The organism is Microbacterium sp. 4R-513, assembly GCF_011046485.1.
In the GTDB taxonomy this organism is placed as follows: Bacteria; Actinomycetota; Actinomycetes; order Actinomycetales; family Microbacteriaceae; genus Microbacterium.
In genome coordinates this window covers 1,482,216-1,502,380 of record NZ_CP049256.1, presented here as the reverse complement: position 1 = coordinate 1,502,380, position 20,165 = coordinate 1,482,216, and the positions used below count along the sequence as shown (strand labels likewise).

Annotated in this window: 19 protein-coding genes; 4 read left to right on the top strand and 15 right to left on the bottom strand. The window is 68.2% G+C overall.

Annotated features, from left to right (window positions below; genetic code table 11):
- Positions 1–202: 202 nt before the first annotated feature.
- The 3 genes from G5T42_RS06565 (at position 203) to G5T42_RS06555 (ending at position 4,050) form a co-directional block, all read left to right on the top strand.
- Positions 203–1,723 (top strand): sugar ABC transporter ATP-binding protein, encoded by a 1,521-nt coding sequence (locus G5T42_RS06565; RefSeq protein ID WP_241245987.1) that lies wholly within the window; start codon positions 203–205, stop codon positions 1,721–1,723.
- Between the two features lie 83 nt (positions 1,724–1,806).
- Positions 1,807–2,778: an ABC transporter permease gene (locus G5T42_RS06560; RefSeq protein ID WP_165130118.1), complete on the top strand. Its 972-nt coding sequence runs from the start codon at positions 1,807–1,809 to the stop codon at positions 2,776–2,778.
- Between the two features lie 132 nt (positions 2,779–2,910).
- Positions 2,911–4,050, top strand: coding sequence for an ROK family transcriptional regulator (locus tag G5T42_RS06555; RefSeq protein WP_165130117.1), 1,140 nt, complete (start codon positions 2,911–2,913; stop codon positions 4,048–4,050).
- A gap of 178 nt (positions 4,051–4,228) precedes the next feature.
- Here G5T42_RS06555 and G5T42_RS06550 read toward each other — a convergent pair whose 3' ends face one another.
- The 15 genes from G5T42_RS06550 to G5T42_RS06480 all read right to left on the bottom strand — a co-directional run bounded on the left by G5T42_RS06550 (position 4,229) and on the right by G5T42_RS06480 (position 18,550).
- Positions 4,229–5,221 (bottom strand): Gfo/Idh/MocA family oxidoreductase, encoded by a 993-nt coding sequence (locus G5T42_RS06550; protein ID WP_165126993.1) that lies wholly within the window; start codon positions 5,219–5,221, stop codon positions 4,229–4,231.
- Positions 5,222–5,225: 4 nt separating this feature from the next.
- Positions 5,226–6,098, bottom strand: coding sequence for a ThuA domain-containing protein (locus tag G5T42_RS06545; RefSeq protein WP_165126991.1), 873 nt, complete (start codon positions 6,096–6,098; stop codon positions 5,226–5,228).
- A gap of 1 nt (position 6,099) precedes the next feature.
- Positions 6,100–7,101, bottom strand: coding sequence for a TIM barrel protein (locus tag G5T42_RS06540; protein WP_165126989.1), 1,002 nt, complete (start codon positions 7,099–7,101; stop codon positions 6,100–6,102).
- Positions 7,098–8,084, bottom strand: a complete 987-nt coding sequence (locus G5T42_RS06535) for a TIM barrel protein (RefSeq protein ID WP_165126987.1) — start codon at positions 8,082–8,084, stop codon at positions 7,098–7,100. The genes G5T42_RS06540 and G5T42_RS06535 overlap by 4 nt, the downstream gene beginning before the upstream one ends.
- Positions 8,085–8,141: 57 nt before the next feature.
- Positions 8,142–9,143 carry a sugar phosphate isomerase/epimerase family protein gene (locus G5T42_RS06530; protein WP_165126985.1) on the bottom strand — a complete coding sequence of 334 codons (1,002 nt, stop codon included), beginning with the start codon at positions 9,141–9,143 and terminating at the stop codon, positions 8,142–8,144.
- A gap of 54 nt (positions 9,144–9,197) precedes the next feature.
- On the bottom strand, positions 9,198–10,394 hold the full coding sequence (locus G5T42_RS06525; protein ID WP_206535722.1) for a Gfo/Idh/MocA family oxidoreductase: 1,197 nt from the start codon (positions 10,392–10,394) through the stop codon (positions 9,198–9,200).
- A complete protein-coding gene (locus G5T42_RS06520) occupies positions 10,391–10,807 on the bottom strand; it encodes a DUF6379 domain-containing protein (protein ID WP_165126983.1) in 417 nt (138 codons plus the stop codon). The genes G5T42_RS06525 and G5T42_RS06520 overlap by 4 nt, the downstream gene beginning before the upstream one ends.
- A gap of 9 nt (positions 10,808–10,816) precedes the next feature.
- A complete protein-coding gene (locus G5T42_RS06515; RefSeq protein ID WP_165126981.1) occupies positions 10,817–11,620 on the bottom strand; it encodes a nuclear transport factor 2 family protein in 804 nt (267 codons plus the stop codon).
- Entirely contained in the window at positions 11,613–12,665 is a 1,053-nt protein-coding gene (locus tag G5T42_RS06510; protein ID WP_165126979.1) for a sugar phosphate isomerase, read from the bottom strand. The genes G5T42_RS06515 and G5T42_RS06510 overlap by 8 nt, the downstream gene beginning before the upstream one ends.
- Positions 12,662–13,768 carry a TIM barrel protein gene (locus tag G5T42_RS06505; protein WP_165126977.1) on the bottom strand — a complete coding sequence of 369 codons (1,107 nt, stop codon included), beginning with the start codon at positions 13,766–13,768 and terminating at the stop codon, positions 12,662–12,664. The genes G5T42_RS06510 and G5T42_RS06505 overlap by 4 nt, the downstream gene beginning before the upstream one ends.
- On the bottom strand, positions 13,765–14,169 hold the full coding sequence (locus G5T42_RS06500; protein ID WP_165126975.1) for a DUF6379 domain-containing protein: 405 nt from the start codon (positions 14,167–14,169) through the stop codon (positions 13,765–13,767). Before G5T42_RS06500 ends, G5T42_RS06505 begins: the two co-directional genes overlap by 4 nt.
- 178 nt (positions 14,170–14,347) lie before the next feature.
- On the bottom strand, positions 14,348–15,859 hold the full coding sequence (locus G5T42_RS06495) for a GMC oxidoreductase (RefSeq protein WP_165126973.1): 1,512 nt from the start codon (positions 15,857–15,859) through the stop codon (positions 14,348–14,350).
- Positions 15,856–16,650: a TIM barrel protein gene (locus G5T42_RS06490; protein ID WP_165126971.1), complete on the bottom strand. Its 795-nt coding sequence runs from the start codon at positions 16,648–16,650 to the stop codon at positions 15,856–15,858. Before G5T42_RS06490 ends, G5T42_RS06495 begins: the two co-directional genes overlap by 4 nt.
- Before the next feature lie 102 nt (positions 16,651–16,752).
- On the bottom strand, positions 16,753–17,589 hold the full coding sequence (locus G5T42_RS06485) for a carbohydrate ABC transporter permease (protein ID WP_165126969.1): 837 nt from the start codon (positions 17,587–17,589) through the stop codon (positions 16,753–16,755).
- 1 nt (position 17,590) lies between these two features.
- Positions 17,591–18,550 (bottom strand): sugar ABC transporter permease, encoded by a 960-nt coding sequence (locus G5T42_RS06480; protein ID WP_165130115.1) that lies wholly within the window; start codon positions 18,548–18,550, stop codon positions 17,591–17,593.
- Between the two features lie 294 nt (positions 18,551–18,844).
- Here G5T42_RS06480 and G5T42_RS06475 point away from each other — a divergent pair, with 294 nt between their 5' ends.
- Complete coding sequence (locus G5T42_RS06475) at positions 18,845–20,146, top strand: extracellular solute-binding protein (protein ID WP_165126967.1); 1,302 nt, start codon at positions 18,845–18,847, stop codon at positions 20,144–20,146.
- The last annotated feature ends 19 nt before the right edge of the window (positions 20,147–20,165 follow it).

Genomic DNA, 20,165 nt, shown 5'->3' with positions numbered 1-20,165 from the left:
GAGAGGCCGGAGCACATCGCACGGGTCCCGTCTGTCCACGCTGACGCCGCCACCGTAGCAGAGCCGCCGCGTAGAGCGACACCTTTTGTATATGTTGCGGCAGAAGTGAATTTGAGAGTCGCCCGGTTCTGCGGCGGCGTGAGGCGCCCGCCTCACGTATCAGTCCATCGACGCGGACCCGACCGCATGTTATGTTCGTGCCGTGATCAAAGATGACCACTCATCGTCGTTACTCGAGGTGAAGGGCGCGGCCAAGGCCTTCGCGGGCGTGAAGGCGCTGCGGGGCGTCGACCTGCAGGTGCTGCCGGGCGAGGTGCACTGCATCCTCGGGCAGAACGGTGCGGGCAAGTCGACGCTCATCAAGCTGCTCGCCGGGGTCTACCGACCCGACGAGGGCACGATCGTGTGGCGCGGGGAGGATGTCGAGATCCCCGACCCGCAGGCCGCCATCGGGCTCGGCATCGCCACGATGTACCAGGAGCTCGACGTCGTCGACGGCCTGACGATCGCCGAGAACATCTTCCTCGGCCACGAGCTCGCTCGCGGCGGCTTCACGAAGCGATCCGAGGCCGCCAAGCAGACCCGCGAGCTGCTGCGCCGCCTCGGCCACGGCAACCTCTCGCCGCACGCCGAGGTGGGGCAGCTCTCGGCGGCCAACAAGCAGATCGTCTCGATGGCGCGGGCGCTGTCCCACGACATCAAGCTCATCATCATGGACGAGCCGAGCGCCGTTCTCGACACCGAAGAGGTCAAGAACCTCTTCCACGTCGTCCGCGAGCTGACCAGCTCCGGCATCGCCGTCGTCTACATCACGCACCGCCTCGAGGAGATCCGGCAGATCGGCGACCGCATCACGGTGCTGAAGGACGGACGAAGCATGGCGAGCGGGCTGCCGGTCGCCGATACGCCCACCAGCGAGCTCATCCGCCTCATGACCGGCCGCTCGGTCGAGAACGTCTTCCCGCCGGCGGTCCCCATCCCGGCCGATTCCCCGACGATGCTCACTGTCGAGAACCTCTCGCTCGCCGACGTCTTCGAGGATGTGTCGTTCAGCGTCCGCGCCGGCGAGATCGTCGGGCTCGCGGGCCTCGTCGGGTCGGGGCGCTCCGAGATCCTCGAGACCATCTACGGCGCCCGCAAGCGGTCGGGCGGTACGGTGTCGGTCGCCGGCAAGCCGCTCCCACGCGGCTCGGTCACGAAAGCCGTCTCGGCGGGGATCGGCCTGTCGCCCGAGGAGCGCAAGAGCCAAGGACTCGTGCTCGACGAGCCGATCTTCGTCAACGTCACACTCTCGTCGTTCGGGCGCTTCGCGAAGGCGGGCTTCCTCGATGAACGCGCCGAGCGCCGCACCGCACGGGAGCAGATCGAGGCGCTCGAGCTGCGCCCGCCCGACCCCGACCGCGCGGCGCTGACACTCTCGGGCGGCAACCAGCAGAAGATCCTGCTCGCGCGATGGCTCGTGCACGGCACGCGCGTGCTGCTGCTCGACGAGCCGACCCGCGGCGTGGATGTCGGAGCCCGCTCCGAGATCTACTCGCTCATCCGCCGCCTCGCCGCCGCCGGCAACGCCGTGGTCATCGTCTCGAGCGAGATCGAGGAGGTGCTCGGCCTCGCCGACACGGTGCTCGTGATCGCAGAGGGCCGGGTGCTCAGCATCCTTCCCGCCTCCGACATCGACGAGCACGGAGTGCTCGACCTGGTCATGAAAGGAACAGCCGCGTGAGCGAGCAGCAGAGTACGGGCGTGGAGGCCCTCGCCGTGGCGCCCGGTCAGGCGCCGGAGAAGCCGGACCGGTCCGATCAGTCAATGCTCCGGCGCGTCCTCAGCGGATCGGTCGGACGCAACCTCGGCCTCGTGGTAGCGCTGCTGCTGATCTTCATCGTCGGCGCGATCACCGCGGGCGACACCTTCACGAGCGTCAACAACATGCTCGTCATCCTGCGTCAGGCCTCGATCATCGGCGTGATCTCGATCGGCATGACGTTCGTCATCATCTCGGGCGGGATCGATCTGTCGGTCGGCTCGGTGATGGGCCTCGCCTCGGTCGTCGCGACCCTCGACGCGATGCAGGACTTCGCCGACCGCAGCCACTGGATCGTCATGGTCATCGCGGCGCTCGCCGTCGGTGTCGCAGCCGGCCTCATCAACGGCGTCGTCATCGCGTACGGCAAGGTCGTCGCGTTCATGGCGACCCTCGCGATGCTCGTCGCGGCGCGCGGTCTCGCCGAGATCCTCGCCGAGCGGCGCACGCTCGTCATCCGCGAGCGCGGATTCGTCACGTTCTTCAACGCCGACTTCCTCGGCGTCGACGTGCTGATCTGGATCTTCGTGCTCGTCGCGGTCGTCGGCTGGATCCTCCTCAACCGCACGACCTTCGGCCGCCGCACGGTCGCGATCGGCGGCAACCGCGAGGCGGCGCGCCTCGCGGGCATCAACGTCCGCCGGCACACCGTGTGGCTCTACGCGATCTCGGGCCTCACCGCCGGCATCGCCGCCGTCATGATCCTCGGGCGCACGACGGCCGGGACGTCGACGCACGGCACGCTCTACGAACTCGACGCGATCGCAGCGGTCGTCGTCGGCGGCACGCTCCTCGTGGGCGGTCGCGGCACGATCACGGGCACCGTTCTCGGCGTCCTCATCTTCGCGACGCTGTCGAACGTGTTCATCCAGAACAACCTCTCGTCGTCGGTGCAGGCGGTCGCCAAGGGCATCATCATCGTCGTCGCCGTGCTCCTGCAGCAGCGCTTCGCCAAGCCGACCGGCCGAGCCACGTGAACGCCCGGCGGCGGCGGGGAGAAGCATCCGTCACCCGCCGGGAACTCGCGCGGCATCGCGCTGCCGGACACGGTGATTGACTGAATCGTGGTCACTCTCTCGTCGGAATCCGCCCCCGCCGGCAGCGGCGCGATGGAGCTGTTCCAGTTGCTGCGTGACGGCACACCGCGCACGCGTGCGCAGCTCGCCAAGTCGACGGGACTCGCACGATCGACGATCGCGGCGCGCGTCGATGAGCTCATGCGGATGGGCCTCATCATGCCGGTGGCGGATGCCGCGTCCACCGGTGGGCGGCCGCCTTCGCAGTTCGCGCTCAATCCGAGCGCACGCGTCGTGCTCGCCGCCGACATCGGCGCCTCGCACACGACCGTGGCCGTCATGGACCTGACCGGGGCGATCCTCGCGAAGCGCAGCGAGCAGCTCGCCGTGACCGAGGGACCCGTGGCGGTGCTGACGTCGATGGTGGACGCCGCCTCCGCGCTGCTCGACGAGGCGGGCCGCGACATCCGTTCGCTCGTCGCGATCGGCATCGGCGTGCCCGGACCGGTCGAGCACTCGACGGGGCAGCCCGTCAACCCGCCAATCATGCCGGGGTGGGATCGGTTCGACGTGCCCGGCTGGGTTCAGCAGCACCTGCAGGTGCCTGTGCTCGTCGACAACGACGTCAACATCATGGCCCTCGGCGAGCGCGCGACCGCGTGGCCGACGACGACGCATCTGATGTTCGTGAAGGTCGCGACCGGCATCGGCGCGGGGGTCATCTCGGGCGGCGAGCTGCAGCGGGGCGCCCAGGGCGTCGCGGGCGACATCGGTCACGTGCGCGTCGCACGCGGCTCGGACGTGCCCTGCCACTGCGGGAACGTGGGATGCCTCGAAGCCCTCGCCTCCGGTCCCGCCATCGCCCGCTCGCTGCGCGAGCAGGGGGTCAGCGCGCAGAACAGCAGCGACGTCATCGCGCTCGTCAAGCGCGGCAACCTCGACGCGATCCAGGCGGTGCGCCAGGCCGGGCGGGACATCGGCGAAGTGCTCACGGCGTGCGTGAGCCTCATGAACCCCTCGGTCATCGCGCTCGGCGGGTCGATGGCCCGCGTCGGCGAGCACCTCATCGCGGGCGTGCGCGAGGTCGTCTACATGCGGTCGATGCCCCTCGCCACCGAGCACCTCGCGATCGTGCCGTCGGCCGCGGCCGAGAACGCGGCCGTGCTGGGGGCCGGGATGCTCGCGATCGAGCACGCGCTGTCGCCCGAGGCCTTCCACTCCCTCGCCGGCTGACCCCCGGCATCCGGCACTGCGGCTCCGCCGCATCCTCGCCGCAACATCCGCCGTACTGCCTCCTCGGCACGGCGCGCTCGCCACAGCGTCGGAGATCGCCGCTTCTTCGGGTCATTGACGCCGATTCGGTCCGACGTCGTGGTTATCTCCGACGCTGTGGCGAGCGCAAGGCCGGGGGTCAGCGGGGTTCGAGCCCCGCAGCCCGGTAGATGTCGTCGACGACGCGCATCGTGCCGACGCCGCGCTCGGCGTCGAGGATGCTCGGCGAGCCGTCGGCGAGCACGGCCACGAGGTGCTCCAGTTGGCGCGCGTAGCTGTTCTCGCCCTCGGCGGCCTTCGCGTCGATCACGACATCGCCGCCCGCGGTGACGCGCAGCGTTGCTCCCCACTGCGGCACGATGACGCTCGTCGCCACGAGCTCCGCTGCCGAGCCGGACACCCGCAGCGACATGGCGCCCTTGTCGTCGCCGAGAAACGACGCCCGCACAGAGGCCGGCGCACCCGACGGCAGCCGGAGGACGGCATCCGTCTGCAGGTCGATCCGCGGATCATCTTCGTAGAGCACCGCCGTCGCGGACTCGACCACGGGCTCGCCCCACGCGGCGCGCAGGAGGTCGACCGCATAGCAGCCGACGTCCATGACGGCGCCGCCGCCGAGGTCGCCGTCGAGCCGGATGTTGCCGGGCTTCACGACGAAGTGCGGGATGCTGAAGTCGATGTCGGCACGCTCGACATCGCCCAGCACGCCGGAGGCGATCACTTCGAGCAGACGCTGGGTGAAGCCGTGCAGCCGGTAGTGGAAGCCCACGAACGCGCGCCGGCCCGTCTCGGCGGCGGCCTCCGCGATCGCCGCAGCGGTCGTGCCGTTCACCGACAGCGGCTTCTCGCACAGCACATGCTTCCCCGCCCGGAGGGCGCGGACTCCCCACGCGGCGTGCGTGATCGGAGGCAGTGCGAGGTAGACGAGGTCGATGTCGGGATCCGAGAGGATCGTCTCGTAGTCGCCGTGCTTCGGCAGGTCCAGCCGCTCGGCGAAGGCCTCCGCGCGTTCCGGGTCGCGTGCGCCGATCGCGTCGACACGCACACCGTCGACCTCCCGCGAAGGCTCCACCATCGCCCGCTCCGCGATGCCACCTGCGCCCAGGATGCCGATCCTCAGTTCTCCCGTCACGGCGTCATCCTTCGTGGTTGTAGTACGGCCACGGGAGGAAGCGGCGCTCGCCCCGGCGGTCGGGTCCCTCCAGCGACACGGAGCCGGTCGCGGCCCACTCGACGCCGCGCGGGAACATCCGGATGAACTCGATCCGACGGAACGTGTCGATGTCGTGGCCGATCGTGATGGTGAACGACCGCCCCTCGCCGTACTCGTTGATCCACGCGATGGGCTGGTCGGTGTTCATGCCGTTCAGCTCGGCGATGCCGCCCTCAGGGATCTCCACCGGGTAATGCGACATGGGCCACACCGGCGCCTTCTCATAGGCCTCGAGATCGTCGAAGGTCGTCAGCAGCACCTGCGCACCCTCGTAGAGGTCGACCCCCGTGAGGATGTCGTCGCCGGTCACCGTCCAGCGGGCGCTGATCCCCTCGGTGATGGGATGCCGCGGCTCGACCGTGTCGAGCTGCGCCTCGCCCCACGGCCGCGGGCGAAGACCGGTCTCGTAGGCGCTGAGCTTCGCGCCCCGCATGACGTTGTACTCCTCGGGGTAGCCCCACCGGTCCTCCTGCGCGGCCGAGCCGTGGAACCACACGATGCCCTTGCCGTCGTCGTGCACGAACTTCAGGATCGCGGCATCCGTCTCGGCTCCGAATCCGACGGCCTTCTCGAAGAACCCGTCGCGACCCTCGAACACGACGATGAGGACGTCGTACTTGTCGATGATGTCGGCGCCGAGGCCACGCGGGTCCTCGACCACGCGCACCTTGAAGCGCCCGGTGTCTTCGAGCAGCGTCGTGATCCACTGGCTGTGCAGCCGGAAGCTGCGGAACTCGTTGTCATGCTCGCGGGTCATGTGACCCGAGAGGATCAGGACATTCAACACATCGGGCATGTCACGCCGCTCCTGTTCTCGCTGCCGCGCCGCCTTCGACGATCGGTCTCAACACCTTCTGCACGTACCAGCCGGCGACCATCGCGCTCTCGGCCGGGCGGGGACTCTGATCCGATTCGACAACGATCCACCCTGAGTATCCGGAGTCGGCCACGGCCTGCGCGAACGCTTCGAAGTCGATCAGCCCACCCTCGTCGGTCGGCTCGAAGAACCAGCGCTCGATCCGGCGCGGGCCGCCCTCGGTCCGGATGAACTGCTCGGCGTGGGGAGTGAGCGCCTCTTCTTCGTCGACGATGTGTCGGGCGTTCTTCAGTTGGACGTGCACGACGCGGGGCGCGTGCTTGCGGAAGAGCTCGACCGGGTCGATGCCCGCGATGGCGAGCTCGGCGGTGTCCAGCGCGAGACCGACGAGGTCCGGGTCGGTCGCTTCGAGCAGGCGGTCGATGCCGCCGTCAAGCCGGAGCGCGGAGAGGAAGTCGACGTGCAGTCCGAGTTTGACGCCGTCCTTCGCGATCCGGCGCCCGACCTCGTTCCACAGACGCGCGAGCACGCCGATCTGCTCGTCGGTGAGCGGGCCGGTCTGCCAGGCCGATCCGACCGGGCGAACGACGAGTGCGCCGCCGCCGAGGCGGTGCACGGCGGTCGCGAACCAGGTCGCGGTCTGCGCGATCCTCTCCAGCGATCCGGGGTCCAGCGGGTCGGGACCCCTCCCCATCTCGACCTCGAAGCCGACGAACGGGTCGTAGACGTAGCTCGACACTCCCTCGAGCGCGCACTCCCGGAGGAAGGCCCGCAGCCCGTCGAGGGAGCCGTAGAGCTTCTCGATCTCGTCGGGGCTGCCGAACGGCTCCCACGGGCCGAAGCTCACCGCGGTGAGCTCGACCGCGCTGAAGCCGCTGATCGAGATCGTCTTGAAGGCGCGCTCGTGATCGCGTCGGCGGACGAACGCATCGATGTTCGTGTCCCACTGGTTGAGGGCGTAGGCCCATCGGACAGCGCTCATCGTGTGCCTTCCGCGTAGATGCCGTCGAGCACGTTCTTCGCGTACCAGCGAGAGATCGCGGTGCTCTCCGAGTAGTCACCGCCGAGCTTGTCGGCCTTGTCGTGCTCGACGCTGATCCAGCCCGTGTAGCCGTGATCGCGCACGGAGCGCATCATGGCCTCGAAATCGACGAGCCCTTCGGCGGTACCCATCTCGTAGAACCACTTCTCGGTCGTCACGGCCGAGAGCTCGGCATCCGGCCACAGCCGATAGTCCGCGTTCACGTCCTTCGTGCGGGTGTCCTTGAAGTGGAATCCCGTCACCCGCTCGTGGTGCGCTTCGTAGACCTCGACGGGGTCGACGTCGGCGATGCAGTGCTGCGCGGTGTCGACGAAGAACTTCACGAACTCGGGGTCCGCATACTCGTAGAAGGTGTCGATCTGCGCGCGGGTGCGGATGCCGCCATAGAACTCGTGGTGGCACGTCAGATTGACACCGTACTCCCGCGTGATCTCGCCGACCTTGCCCCACACGTCGGCAGCGTGCTTGAGCCCGTCGTCGCTGACGCCGGCCTCGTCGAAGTAGCGGGAGCCCGGCATGACGATGATGTTGTCGAGCTGGATGCCGGACCACCGGTCCATCGTGACTTTGAAGTCCTCGAGGATCGTCGGATGCGTCGCCGGCACCTCCGGGGCATAGCGGTCGGGCGTGTAGTAGACGCCGTGGAACGTGTTCACGATCCTTTCGAGGCCCTGCTCCTGCACGAACTCCTGATAGTTCGCCACCGACCCGTACTGCTCGAGGATCTGCCAGAAGCGGAAGTCGAAGGTGTCGATCGCCTCGAAGCCGACGGCCGCGACCTGGCGCAGGAACCGCGTCATCGCCAGCCTGGACTGCCACTGGTCGAACGGCCCGGCGGGGCCGTGGCTGCGCCAGTGGTCCATGTAGCTCCACTTGACCTTCTTGGCGGCGTTTTCGGGCGCGCCGATCACCGGTGTCGTCATGTCCTGTCTTTCTGCCGGCGGGGAAACCCGGGCTGTGAGTCCGCCCGGGCGCGCCGTCTACTTCGTAGAGAAGGCGGCGTCGAATGCCGCCGCGGGCGGAGTGATGGCGTTGAGCTTGCGCACGAAGGCGAGGGCCTCGGGAGCGCCGTCGAGACGATCCATGCCGGCGTCCTCCCACTCGACCGAGGTCGGGCCGTCGTAGCCGATCGCATTGAGCGCGCGGAAGAGGGGCTCCCACGGCACGGCGCCGTGGCCCGTCGAGACGAACGTCCAGCCGCGGCGCGGGTTCGCCCACGCGAGGTGCGAGCCCAGCACGCCGTTTCGGCCGTCGAGGTTGGTGATCGACTCCTTCACGTGCACGTGGAAGATGTGGTCGGCGAAGTCCAGCACGAAGGCCACCGGGTCCAGCTGCTGCCACATGAAGTGCGACGGGTCGAAGTTCAAGCCGAACGACTCGCGGTGCCCGATCGCCTCGAGCGTGCGCTTCGCGGTCCAGTAGTCGTACGCGATCTCGGACGGGTGCACCTCGAGCCCGAAGCGAACGCCCTCCTCCTCGAACACGTCGAGGATCGGGTTCCAGCGGTCGGCGAAGTCCTGGTACCCGGCGTCGATCCACTCGTCGGTTGCCGGCGGGAACATCGCCACGGCCTTCCAGATCGACGAACCGGTGAAGCCGTTGACCTGCGTGACGCCGAGCCGCGCCGCGATCCGCGCGGTGTTCTTCATGTCCTCCGCGGCACGCTGACGCACGCCCTCCGCGTCGCCGTCGCCCCACACCCGATCGGACAGGATGTCGCGGTGGCGCTGGTCGATCGGGTCGTCGCAGACGGCCTGACCGGTCAGGTGGTTCGAGATCGCCCAGACCTTGAGACCGTTGCGCTCGAGGATGTCCTTGCGGGACTGCACGTAGGCCTCGTCATCCCATCGCGAGACGTCGAGGTGGTCCCCCCAGCAGGCGATCTCGAGACCGTCATAGCCCCATTCGCCGGCGAGGCGCGCCACCTCCTCGAAGGGGAGGTCGGCCCACTGGCCCGTGAAGAGGGTGATCGGACGAGGCATCGCAGCTCCTTTGCTTTGTTGTTGGGTCAAACCTATCCGCTGAGCTCCGTCGGCTCAGCGTGTCGGCCAGGAAACTCCGGCGCCGACCCGGACCCATGCCGAATCGTTCGCCGAGCTCTCCTCGACGGCCGCGAGCACACGCTGCACGGACAGCCCCTCTTCGAACGACGGATGCGGGTCGCTGCCCTCGGCGATCGCTGTGACCAAGTCGACGACCTGGTGGCTGAACCCGTGCTCGTAGCCGAGCATGTGTCCCGCCGGCCACCACGCGGCGACGTAGGGATGCTGAGCCTCGGTGACGAGGATGCGCGTGAAGCCCTGCGTCGCCTCCGGCGCCGTCCGGTCGTAGAACCAGAGCGTGTTGAGGTCTTCGAGGTCGAAGCGCAGGGCGCCCTTGTCGCCCGACACCTCGATCGAGAGGTCGTTCTTGCGGCCCGTGGCGAAGCGCGTCGCCTCGAAGGAGACCAGCGCGCCCGTTGCGAGGCGTCCGGTGAAGATCGCGACGTCGTCGACGGTGACCTCCCCGTAGCCTTCCGCGGCCGTACCGGAAAGACCCGAGCCCTGGCCGAGCAGCGGACGCTCCTTGACGATCGTGTCGATGACGCCCGACACCGCGTCCACCGAGAGCCCCGTGACGAACTGCGTCATGTCGATGATGTGCGCGCCGATGTCACCCAGAGCGCCGGACCCGGCGTGCTCCTTCTGGAGGCGCCACGCGAGCGGCATCTCGGGATCGACGAGCCAGTCCTGCCGGTAGGCGGCGCGCACCTGCGCGATCCTGCCGACGGCGCCCTGTGCGATGAGATCGCGCAGGAACGTCACGGCAGGGACGCGACGGTAGGTGAAGCCGACCATCGAGCGGATGCCCCGCGCCGCGGCGCGGGCCGCGGCATCCGCCATCGCTTCCGCCTCTTCGACGGTGTTGGCGAGCGGCTTCTCGCACAGCACGTGCTTGCCGGCCTCGAGCGCGGCGATCGCGATCTCGGCGTGCGAGTCGCCGGGTGTCACGATGTCGACGATGTCGATGTCGTCGCGCGCGATGACCTCGCGCCAGTCGGTCGCGGACTCCTGCCAGCCCCACTGGGCCGCGGCATCCTGAACCGCCTCGGCGTTGCGGCCCACCACGACGGCCATCTCGACGTCCGCGGGCAGCGAGAACATGCGCGGCGCCTGACGCCAGCCCACGGAGTGGGCGGACCCCATGAAGCCGTATCCGATCATCGCGACCCGCAGCGGCCGACCGCCGGTCATGCCAGCACGACCTCGCGCTCGACGGGCACGCGGTTGGTGACGTACCGGCCGGGGCCGCCGTCGACACCCGGCATGATCTGCATGTAGAGCAGGCGCATCGTGAGGACGACTTCGACGGTCAGCTTCTCGCCCGGCTCCGGCGTGCGACCGAGGTCGATGACGACCTCGGGCTTGTCTGCGACGAACCACAGCGTCTCGGACTGCTCGGGCAGCTCCTCGATGCGGTAGCTCTTGCCCTGCAGCTCGAAGCGGAGCGAGTCCTTGGGGATCTCGACGCCGTTGACGGCTGCCGCCACATCGTCAACCGCCGACAGCCAGAGGCTCCGGTACCACGGCAGCTGAACCGAGACGGCGATGCCGTTGTCGGTGCGACGGACGTCTTTCTCGGAGAAGAGGGAATTGTGAGTGGCCATGGCTGTTCCTCAGGCGTAGGTGTCGGTGAAGGTCTCATGCGGCACGGGCGGCGCCGGCTCGAGCTTCTGCACCGTCTCGGGGCTGTACGGGTGGTTGTTCGACGGCACGGGTTCGTCGGCGGGCGGCATGAAGACGGGCTTCCCGTCGTCGCCGAAGTACATGAGGTCGAGGTCGAACGCGCCCTGGTTCTTCAGCCCGAAGCTCACCCAGTTCTCCTCGAACGGCGCGCGCGCCAGCTCGTAGCAGCGGAACTTCCAGAACTTCCACTCGCCGTCCTGCTTGAGGAAGTCGATCGCGTATTTGCACCACACCCAGTGCGCCCAGACCTTCTTGCCGAGCACCTCCTCAGGCGAGTACATGTCCGGGAAAGCCTTTGCGACCTCCGGGTCGGTGAGGCCCGACTCGGTTCCGGCCATGAGCCAGACACCCTTCGCGGTCTCGCCGTCGGCGGCGACCTCGATGACGGGCGTCGTCGTGGCGTGCAGGATGAGCTTGCCCTCGGGCGTCGGCCGTCCGCGGTGGTAGCGCGTCACGCTCTCCCACGTCGTGTACTGGCCGGCGTTGGTGTAGCGGGCGCGGATGCCTTCGGTGCCCTCCTTCACCCAGAGCGGGATGATCTGCTCGTCCTGGAAGGCGTTGTGCAGGTACATGTAGCGGTTGAACAGGTTCTCGACCTGGCCGCGGTCCTCGGCGCGCTGCGCCAGACGCTGCGCGGCGGCGAGCTGCTCGCGGAGGTCGGCGAGCTCGGCGGCGAGCTCCGCGACCGAGATGTCGGCCACACCGGTCGTTGAGCTTGTCGAAACGTCAGACATTGGCGGTCTCCTTCGACTGCTCGGCGACGGTGTCTTCGATGGCCTTGCGCATGAGCGCGTGCTGCTTCTTCACGACGTCGATCGGGTCGACGACGCCGAGGTCGACGAAGGCGTGCCCCTCCCACTCGCTCGACAGGTACCCCTGGTAGCCGCCCAGGACGAACTGCCGCACGATGCGCGGGATGTCCATCGCCGGCTCGTCGCCGTTCTCGTCGATGTCGTAGAACTTCGCGTGCACGTGGAAGATCTGCGGCATGATGTCGAGCCACTCCTCCGGCGGGACGAGTCCGTGCATGTTGAACGCGAGGCGCGTGTGCGGCCCGAAGCCGACCGGGTCGACGCCCTCGCCGACCAGGTAGTCCTCGAACTTCTGGTTCCGCTCGTTCATAGGCATCGGCTCGTGCCAGATCTCGTCCATCACGGCGAAGTGCTTCGGATCCATGCCCATCAGTTCGAGCTGGTCCAGCAGCAGCGGAGACAGGCTGTGCATGGTCGACGAGAAGTCGGCGGTGAAACCGAGGCGCTCGGACTGCAGCTCGTCGTACATCTCGCGCATCTGCACGACGGCCGGGTTGTTCGGCCCGGACGGCGCGTGGATCTCGTAGCCGAGGTACTGGTCGTACTTCTCGGCGAGCGGCAGGAGGCTGCGCAGCAGCTCCTTGCCGTGCGACCGGATGACGACCTTCTTGAAGCCGAGCGTGTGCGCGGTCTTCAGCTGACGGGCGAGGAAGTCGTGCTCCTCGTCGGGCGTCATGTCGCGATCCTTGCGGCGCCCCATGTCGAGGTTCGTGCCGACCGCGCTCGCTTCGAGACCGTACTTCTCGAGCGAATCGAACCACAGCTTGACGAATTCGTCGTCGACGTCGGGGTACGTGCGCAACAGCTGTGCGATGTTGAACTCGACGCCCGGGCCGATCCCCTCCTCCGCGACGGCGGCGATGAGGGTCTCGGGCGTGTACAGGCCGGCGGCGAACTCGCTCGTGAGCGAGTACAGGGTCGTGCCGAGCTTGATGCCCGTACCCGCGATTCCGTTATCGGTGGTCATGCTTTTGCTCCTGTCGTGCTGGGAAGCCACTGGGCCAGCTGCGTGCGGGCGGTCGCGGCATCCCTCGTCATGTGGGAGCCGGCCGCCTCGGCAGCCGAACGCTGCACGGCCTGCTCGTCGCGGATGATGTCGAAGGGGCTCTGCCAGGAGTTCCAGTGCCAGCCCTCGTACTCGCTCGAGATCGCGCCGTTGTAGCCGTTCTCGACGAGCAGACGGATGAGGTCGCGCACGGGGACCGAGGGCTCCTCATGCTGGTCGTCGATGCCGAAGAACTTGCCGTGGACGTGCTTGATCCACGGGAAGATCTCGAGCCAGTCGTCGACGCGCGCCGGCCCGAACAGGCCGGTCGCATTGATGCCCATGTCGATCCCGAGGTCGGGGCGACCGTACTGCGCCGCGAGGCCGATGAACCGGCCGAAACGCTGGCCGTGGTCGGCCTGGTCGGCGGGGGGCCCCTGCTGGTAGAACTCGTCCCACAGGCCGGTGACGGCCGCGAGCAGCTCCTCCGACGCCCCTCGGCGCCGGTACGCCTCGACGAGCGATGGTGCGAAGCCCGAGACGGTCGCACCCCAGTCCATCGTGAAGCCGAGGAACGGCGACCCCACCTTCTCGTAGCGGTCGCGGAGGGCGAGGATGCGCGGGTGCGACGCGTACTGGTCGGCGTGCACCTCGAGGGCGAGGGTGACGCCGTACTCCTCGGCGATCGGGGCGAGCGCCTCCATCGAGTCGGGAGTGATCGAGATCTGCACGCGCGCGATCGGGAAGCCGAGCTTCGCCGCGGCGGCGATCTGGCGGCGCATGTACTCCAGGAGCTCGTCCTGCGTGAGCAGCCGGTCGCGGTGGATGCCGATGTCGGCGTTGACCGCGAGGGACGTCGTCACGAGGCCCGTCTCGGCGATCAGGTCCTTGAACCAGCCGGCGTACTGGTCGTCGATCTCGGGGAAGCCGCGGAAGCTCGAGAAGCCGATGATCTCCAGGCCCGGACCGAAGTTCTCGGCCGCGGCCTTGCGGATGAGCCCTTCCAGGTCGTACTCGCGGCCGTGGAAGGCGCGAGTGAAGCTGTAGAGCGTGACGCCCTGGATGGGCGTGCCGAGCGCGGTCATGCCGCCACCGCCTTCCGTGCGGACATCGTCTTGGTGTCCTTCTCCTCGATGTGCAGCACCTCGTCGGCGCCGATGACGATATACGGGATGTAGAGGACGAGCTCGACCGAGACGGTGTGCTCGCCGTCCTCCGGGGTCGCGATGTCGCCGGAGAGGACCGCGGAATCCGTGGGGAACCACCACTCCTCGGTGTTCGGCGTGAGCTCGGCGAAGGTGAAGGTCTTGCCGTTCATCTCCCAGCGCAGCGAGTCGGCGGGCGCCTCGACGCCGTCGACGGTGAGTTTCGCGCCGGCGATGCACGAGGCCGGAAGGGCGCGGTACCACGGGAGTCGGACCTCGACAGAGGTACGCGTCCCATCGGTCGTGAGCGTTCCCTGCTCGATGATGCGATCGGGGATCACAAGGTTCTCCTGACTACTTTGTCTCTGTTCCTACACTGTAATGTCTGATTTAGACATAAGCAAGCGGAGCGTCAAGTTGCTCCGCGATTTCGGGACGACTTTCGTCCGGCACACGCCGGGGGCGTCGGCGCGTCGCGAACACATCACGCCCCGAACCCCCGCACGCACGCCGCGAGCATCAACCGAGCGCGCGAGCGATCCGGCGAGCGCCGCGGACGGCGAGCGCGACGGAGGTGAGCGTCGGGTTGCAGGCCGTGGCGGTCGGGATGACGCCGTTCCCCGCGACGAACAGGCCGGGCACGCGCCACACCTCGCTGTCGGGACCGCACACGCTCTCGCCGTCATCCGTCTCCCCCATGCGCGTCGTGCCCTGATAGTGCAGCGAGGCGCCGAGCGGCATCGTGAACGGGCGAGGGTCCAGCGGGTCGCCGATCGCGGCGCCGAGCCGCACGATCTCCTCGCGGGCGCGTTGGAGCACGGCATGGTCGTGGTCGGTGAGCCGGTAGTGGATGCCGATCGCCGGCAGGCCGTAGGCATCCAGACGGTCGTCGTCGAAGACGACACGATCGTCGCGCTGCAGGTCCTTCGCGCAGAAGAGGCCGAGCCCGACGATGGAACCGGGCTGCACGAGATCGTCCTCGGCGAGCGGAACCGGCGACGCGTCGAGCTGCATGATCTGCCCGTGGAAGGGCACCTCGTCGGTGAACGGCACCCAGCTCACGCCGCTGTACTCCGCGAGCGTGCCGTTGGCCGGCACGTCGGTGTCGAGATCGGGAAGGTCGCGCAGGCGTGTCGCGAAGACGACCTGGGCCTGGTCGTTGAGGTAGCGACCTAGGGCGTCGGGACGGATGCCGGATGCCCAGAGCACCTGCGGGGTCCGCAGTGCGTCCGCGGCGACGACGACGAACCGCGCGCGCACGGTGTGCGGCTCGCCGGTCCTGAGATCGCGCACCTCGACGCCGGCAGCGCGGCCGTCTTCGACGAGCACGCGGGTGACGAGCGACTCGTCGTGCAGGTGGAAGTTCGGGTTCGACCGGGTGACATCGCCGAGCACGACGTCCGAGCCCGACCACACCAGCCGGCCGTCCTCCCGTCGGTGGACGGCGAGGGGCATCCGCTGCACGCGGGTCTCGGCGACGCGTCCTTGATCCACGGCCGCGGACAGCCGCTCGCGGACGATGTCGCCGAACGGCGAGCCGTCGAAGGCATCCGTCGTCACTCCCAGCAGGCGGTCGCCTTCGGCGAGCAGCTCGTCGAGGTCGTCGAGGAATCCGATCCGCTCGCTGCCGCCGGGTCGCGGACAGGCCGCTGTCCAGTGCGCCGCCATCCCGCCGACGTTGCTCGACATGGCGGCGACAGGCAGCCCGTCCTCGCCATCGAACTGATAGCCCTCCGGCAGAAGGAAAGTGCCAGGGCGGCCCATGCGCTGGCCGCTCTTGACGGCACCCGGGCCGTTCACGGTCGCGGCCTCGGTGTCGGGGCCCTGCGACGCGTGCTGCGCGGCGGCGCGGCGGATCGGATCCTCGATGTTCTTGACGTGCGACCCTGGGGGATCTGAGACGGTGGGGCCGACCTCGAACATCGCGATCGTCGCGCCGGGTGCCCGCTCACTCAGGATCCGGGCGTAGGCGGCCCCCGTCGGACCGCTTCCGACGATCGCGACATCGACCTCGTCGGGGTACCTGCTCACGCGGCCGCCGCCACTTCGCGGATCAGCGCGACGGATGCCGCGGACTCCTGCGTCGGGTAGTACTCGAGGCCGATGGGACCGTCGTAGCCCGAGGCGCGGAGGATCCTCAGCCGCTCGGCCCAGTCGAGCGAACCCGAGCCCGGCTCCCCGCGACCGGGAGCGTCGGCGAGCTGGACGTACTTGATGATGTCGCCGGCGTTCTCGAGCTCGGCCGCCATGTCCTCACCCTCGACCGCGGAGTGGTAGATGTCGTAGAGCACGCCGAAGAAGGGCGAGTCGACCCCGCGCGCGATGTACACGCCCTCGGCCGTGCGGTCGAGCAGCGAGCCGGGGTGGTCGACGCGGACGTTCACGGGCTCCAGCACGAGCGTGATGCCCGATCCGTCGATCTGCGCGGTGGCCTTCTGGTAGATCTCGATGAGCTTGTCGAGCTGCACCTGGCGCTTCCAGCCGCCGAACCCCGTGCCGCTGCCGACGACGATGCGCGGGCACCCGAGGTCCTGGGCGATCGCGACGCCCTCGTCGAGCTTGCGGAAGAACTGCGAGTGATCCCACGGCGGGATCATGAACTGCGTGCGCGGCTCCGAGAGCTGCGCCGTCAGCTGCGTGCCGGTCTCCTCGAGGGCCGCCTTCAGCGCGGGGAGATCCTTGGGCGTCGCCGGGGCATCCGCTCCTGTGGGCCCCCACATCTCGACGGCGTCGAATCCCGCCGCCGCGGCTGCGCGCACGCGGGCGTGGTAGTCGCCGGCCTCGGTGAAGAGGAGTTCGATGTTGGGTGCGAGCTGGTACATGGCGTCTCCGAATCGAAATGGGATGAAAGTGGGCGACGTGCGGCGCGCGGTTCTGCGCGCCGCTCGACGATCCGGCCGCCCCCGAATCGATGGCCGGCGGTGTCAGCCTTTGAGGCCGCCGGCGAAACCCTGGATGAACTTCTTCTGCGCGAACATGTAGAAGAGCAGGATCGGCACCATCGAGATGATGACGACGGCGAAGATCTTGTTCCACGCCGAGACGAGTCCGCCGACGTAGGTGTACATCGCGACGGGGAGCGTCTGCGTCGTCGAGCCGCCCAGGAAGATCAGCGAGTTGAAGAAGTCGTTCCACACGATGAGGCCAGCGAGAATCGCGACCGTGCCGGTGGCCGGCGCCATGAGCGGCAGCACGACCCGGAAGAACGCCTGCGTCGGCGAGGCGCCGTCGATGACGGCGGCCTCTTCGTACTCGGTCGTCAGGCCCCGGAAGAAGCTCGCGTAGAGGAACACCGAGAGGGGCAGCAGGATGCCGATCCAGAGGAGGATCATGCCGATCGCGTTGCCCGTCAGGCCCACGGACCGGGCGCCGATGTAGAGCGGCACGGTGCCGAGCTGCGCCGGCAGGATGATCGCGATGAGCACGAGGTAGAACGTCAGGTTCGTCCACGTCCGCGTGCGCCGTGTGATGACGTAGGCCGCGATCGATCCGAACAGGACGAGCCCGAGGATGGCGCCGGCGGTGATGATCACGCTGTTGAGGATGCTGAGCGGGATGTTGTTGCGGCCCGTGGCGGTGAGCACCTGGATGAACGCGTTGAAGTCGAGCGACTTCGGCGGCGCCACGGCGCTCGTCGTGAGCGCCTCCTGGTCACCCTTGAACGCGGTGACGATGAGGAAGTAGAAGGGCAGCAGCCAGATCAGCGTGACGACCCAGATGAGCACCTCGCGGAGCGCGGTGAGCTTGGTGTAGCGGAACATGTCAGGCCCTTCCGACGGCGTCGCGGTCGCGGGTGGCGTACTGCTGGATGATGGCGAAGACGAGGATGATGAGCGTCAGGACGAGCGCGAGGGCCGAGCCGAAGCCGAACTGGCCGAGCGAGAACGCCTGCTTGTAGACCTGCGTCGCGAGGGTCTCCGTGGCGCCCGCCGGTCCGCCGCCCGTGAGGGCGAAGATCTGGTCGAAGATGCGCAACCCCTGGATGATGCCGAGGGTCGTCGCGATCGCGATGGAGGGACGGATCGCGGGGACTGTCACGTGCCGGAAGCGCTGCCAGATGTTCGCGCCGTCGAGCGCCGCAGCCTCCTCGATCTCGACCGGGACGGATGCGAGGCCGGCGAGGTAGATCACCATGACGAACCCGGTCTGCTGCCAGACGACGGTCACCAGGATCGCCCAGATCGACCACGTCGGGTCGGCCAGCCAGACCTTCTGCAGGTCCGGCAGTCCGATGAGGACGAAGAAGCCGTTCAGCGGGCCGTTGAACTGGAAGATGAACTTCCAGATGTACGCGACCGCCAGAGGGCTCAGCACGACCGGAAGGAACAGCAGCGTCCGCAGGACGTACCGGGTCTTCAGGGTGCGGTTGATCGCGAGCGCGAAGCCGAGCCCGATGACGTTCGTCACGATGACGGTGCCGAAGGCCAGGAAGAGGGTGTTCCAGACCGACCCCAGCAGCGTCGGGTCCTTGAAGATCCGCACGAAGTTGTCGAACCCGATGAACTGCCAGTCGCCGAGGCCGGTCCAGTTCGTGAAGGCGAAGAACCCGCCCGTGAGGGTCGCGGCGTAGTGGACGCCGATCACGAGCACGATGGCGGGAAGCGCCCACCACCAGTGGCCGTAGCTGATGAGGGGTCTGCGGCCCCTCGGCCGCGGCGTCCGCCGTGCCTCGGGAGGCACGGTGAGGGTGCGAGTAGCGTCTTGCTCGATCGTCACTGTCATCTGCTCTCTGACCTCGTCGTCACGCGCCGCCATCGGTGGCGCCTGCAGCAACTCTCACACACTTGAGTCGAAAGCACACATTAGTTGTAGCGATATCCGATATAAGTGGTGCAGACCTCTCCGGTGCTCGAGCAAATGCTCCCCTGACCTGGGGAGAGAGGTAATCAGCGGGGCTATTGCACCACATAAACGATACTAATGTCGAAATCGTGCGAATGTGTGTCAGGCTGAGTGGGCGGCCAGCGGCCGGGCCAGCACCCGAGCTGGCGACAACGAAGTCACGAAAGGGTCGAAATGCCACAGCACTCAGCCTCCCGGCCTCTCCGGTGGTCGCTTCTCGCGGCACCGGTGGTCGGAGTCCTCATCCTCGCCGGCTGCTCCGCAGGGGGCGACACGGGCAGCTCCGGCGGCGCGTCCGGCGATGCCGCGGGCGAAGGATTCAGCGTCATGGTCGCGCAGGCCAACGATCAGGACGACTACTACGCCAAGACGCTCGATGCCTGGTCGAAAGAGACCGGCATCCCCGTCGAAGTGATCCCCTATCCCTCCGAGGCCTACAACACGCAGGTCACGACCCAGCTGCAGGCCGGCAATGCCGCAGACATGATGATCCTCGCGCCCGGCACGGGTCAGCCGATCTCCGTGGTGAACCTGGCAGAGGCCGGTTTCCTCGAGGAGCTCGACAAGACGTCGGCGGGGATCATCCCGGCCGGCGCCGAGGCGGAGTTCTCGGTCGACGACAAGGTCTACGCCCAGCCCACGGCGCTCGCCCCGGTGGGTCTCGTCTGGAACGGCCCGGCCGGCGGCGAGGTCGGTATCGACGAGTACCCCTCGACCTACGACGACCTGCTCGCCGACTGCAAGACGGCCCGCGACGGCGGCAAGACCTTCACCGTGCTCGCCGGCGGCGTCCCGTTCAATACGGGCCTCATGTCGATGCTCATCTCGGCGACCCGCGTCTACGCGGACGACCCCGACTGGAACGAGCAGCGCGCTGCAGGCGATGTCACGTTCGTCGACAGTGGCTGGGAGGACGTCCTCAACGACATCGTCGAGATGGACAAGGGCGGCTGCTTCCAGGACGGCGTCGCGGGCGGCACGTTCGACACCATCACGCAGGGCATCGGCGGCCAGACGTCGCTGACGGCTGCGGTTCCGGGTTCGGCGGCTGCGTCGATCAGCGCCGGCGCGGGCATCGACCTGAACGTCCAGGCGTTCCCGCCCGCCGACGACGGCAAGGCGTTCACGCTGGCCTCGGCGAACTACGCCTGGGCGATCAACGCGAAGGCCAGCGACGGTGCGAAGAAGTCGGCACAGGAGTTCCTCGACTGGGTCGCCCAGCCCGAGCAGTCGAAGGCGTTCGCCGACCTGGCCGGCTTGGTCCCGATCACCGGTGCCACGGCCGACAACCTGCTTCCCGAGTACCAGCCGATCGGCGACCTGCTCGAGAACGGCGACTACGCAGGCCTGCCCAACGCGACGTGGCCGAACCCCGCCGTCTACGACGCTCTCGGCGTCGGCGTGCAGGGTCTGCTGACGGGCCAGAAGACGGTCGACCAGGTGCTCTCCGACATGGACGCCGCCTGGGACAGCTGATCCGGCGACTCTCCTTGAG

Coding starts and splice junctions, on each gene's coding strand:
- G5T42_RS06540 (WP_165126989.1), bottom strand. CDS start 7,101: ATGAGCGCTGTCCGATGGGCCTACGCCCTCAACCAGTGGGACACGAAC.
- G5T42_RS06505 (WP_165126977.1), bottom strand. CDS start 13,768: ATGACCGCGCTCGGCACGCCCATCCAGGGCGTCACGCTCTACAGCTTC.
- G5T42_RS06535 (WP_165126987.1), bottom strand. CDS start 8,084: ATGACGACACCGGTGATCGGCGCGCCCGAAAACGCCGCCAAGAAGGTC.
- G5T42_RS06525 (WP_206535722.1), bottom strand. CDS start 10,394: ATGACCGGCGGTCGGCCGCTGCGGGTCGCGATGATCGGATACGGCTTC.
- G5T42_RS06510 (WP_165126979.1), bottom strand. CDS start 12,665: ATGACCACCGATAACGGAATCGCGGGTACGGGCATCAAGCTCGGCACG.
- G5T42_RS06545 (WP_165126991.1), bottom strand. CDS start 6,098: ATGCCCGATGTGTTGAATGTCCTGATCCTCTCGGGTCACATGACCCGC.
- G5T42_RS06520 (WP_165126983.1), bottom strand. CDS start 10,807: ATGGCCACTCACAATTCCCTCTTCTCCGAGAAAGACGTCCGTCGCACC.
- G5T42_RS06560 (WP_165130118.1), top strand. CDS start 1,807: ATGCTCCGGCGCGTCCTCAGCGGATCGGTCGGACGCAACCTCGGCCTC.
- G5T42_RS06515 (WP_165126981.1), bottom strand. CDS start 11,620: ATGTCTGACGTTTCGACAAGCTCAACGACCGGTGTGGCCGACATCTCG.
- G5T42_RS06490 (WP_165126971.1), bottom strand. CDS start 16,650: ATGTACCAGCTCGCACCCAACATCGAACTCCTCTTCACCGAGGCCGGC.
- G5T42_RS06475 (WP_165126967.1), top strand. CDS start 18,845: ATGCCACAGCACTCAGCCTCCCGGCCTCTCCGGTGGTCGCTTCTCGCG.
- G5T42_RS06530 (WP_165126985.1), bottom strand. CDS start 9,143: ATGCCTCGTCCGATCACCCTCTTCACGGGCCAGTGGGCCGACCTCCCC.
- G5T42_RS06555 (WP_165130117.1), top strand. CDS start 2,911: ATGGAGCTGTTCCAGTTGCTGCGTGACGGCACACCGCGCACGCGTGCG.
- G5T42_RS06485 (WP_165126969.1), bottom strand. CDS start 17,589: ATGTTCCGCTACACCAAGCTCACCGCGCTCCGCGAGGTGCTCATCTGG.
- G5T42_RS06480 (WP_165130115.1), bottom strand. CDS start 18,550: ATGACAGTGACGATCGAGCAAGACGCTACTCGCACCCTCACCGTGCCT.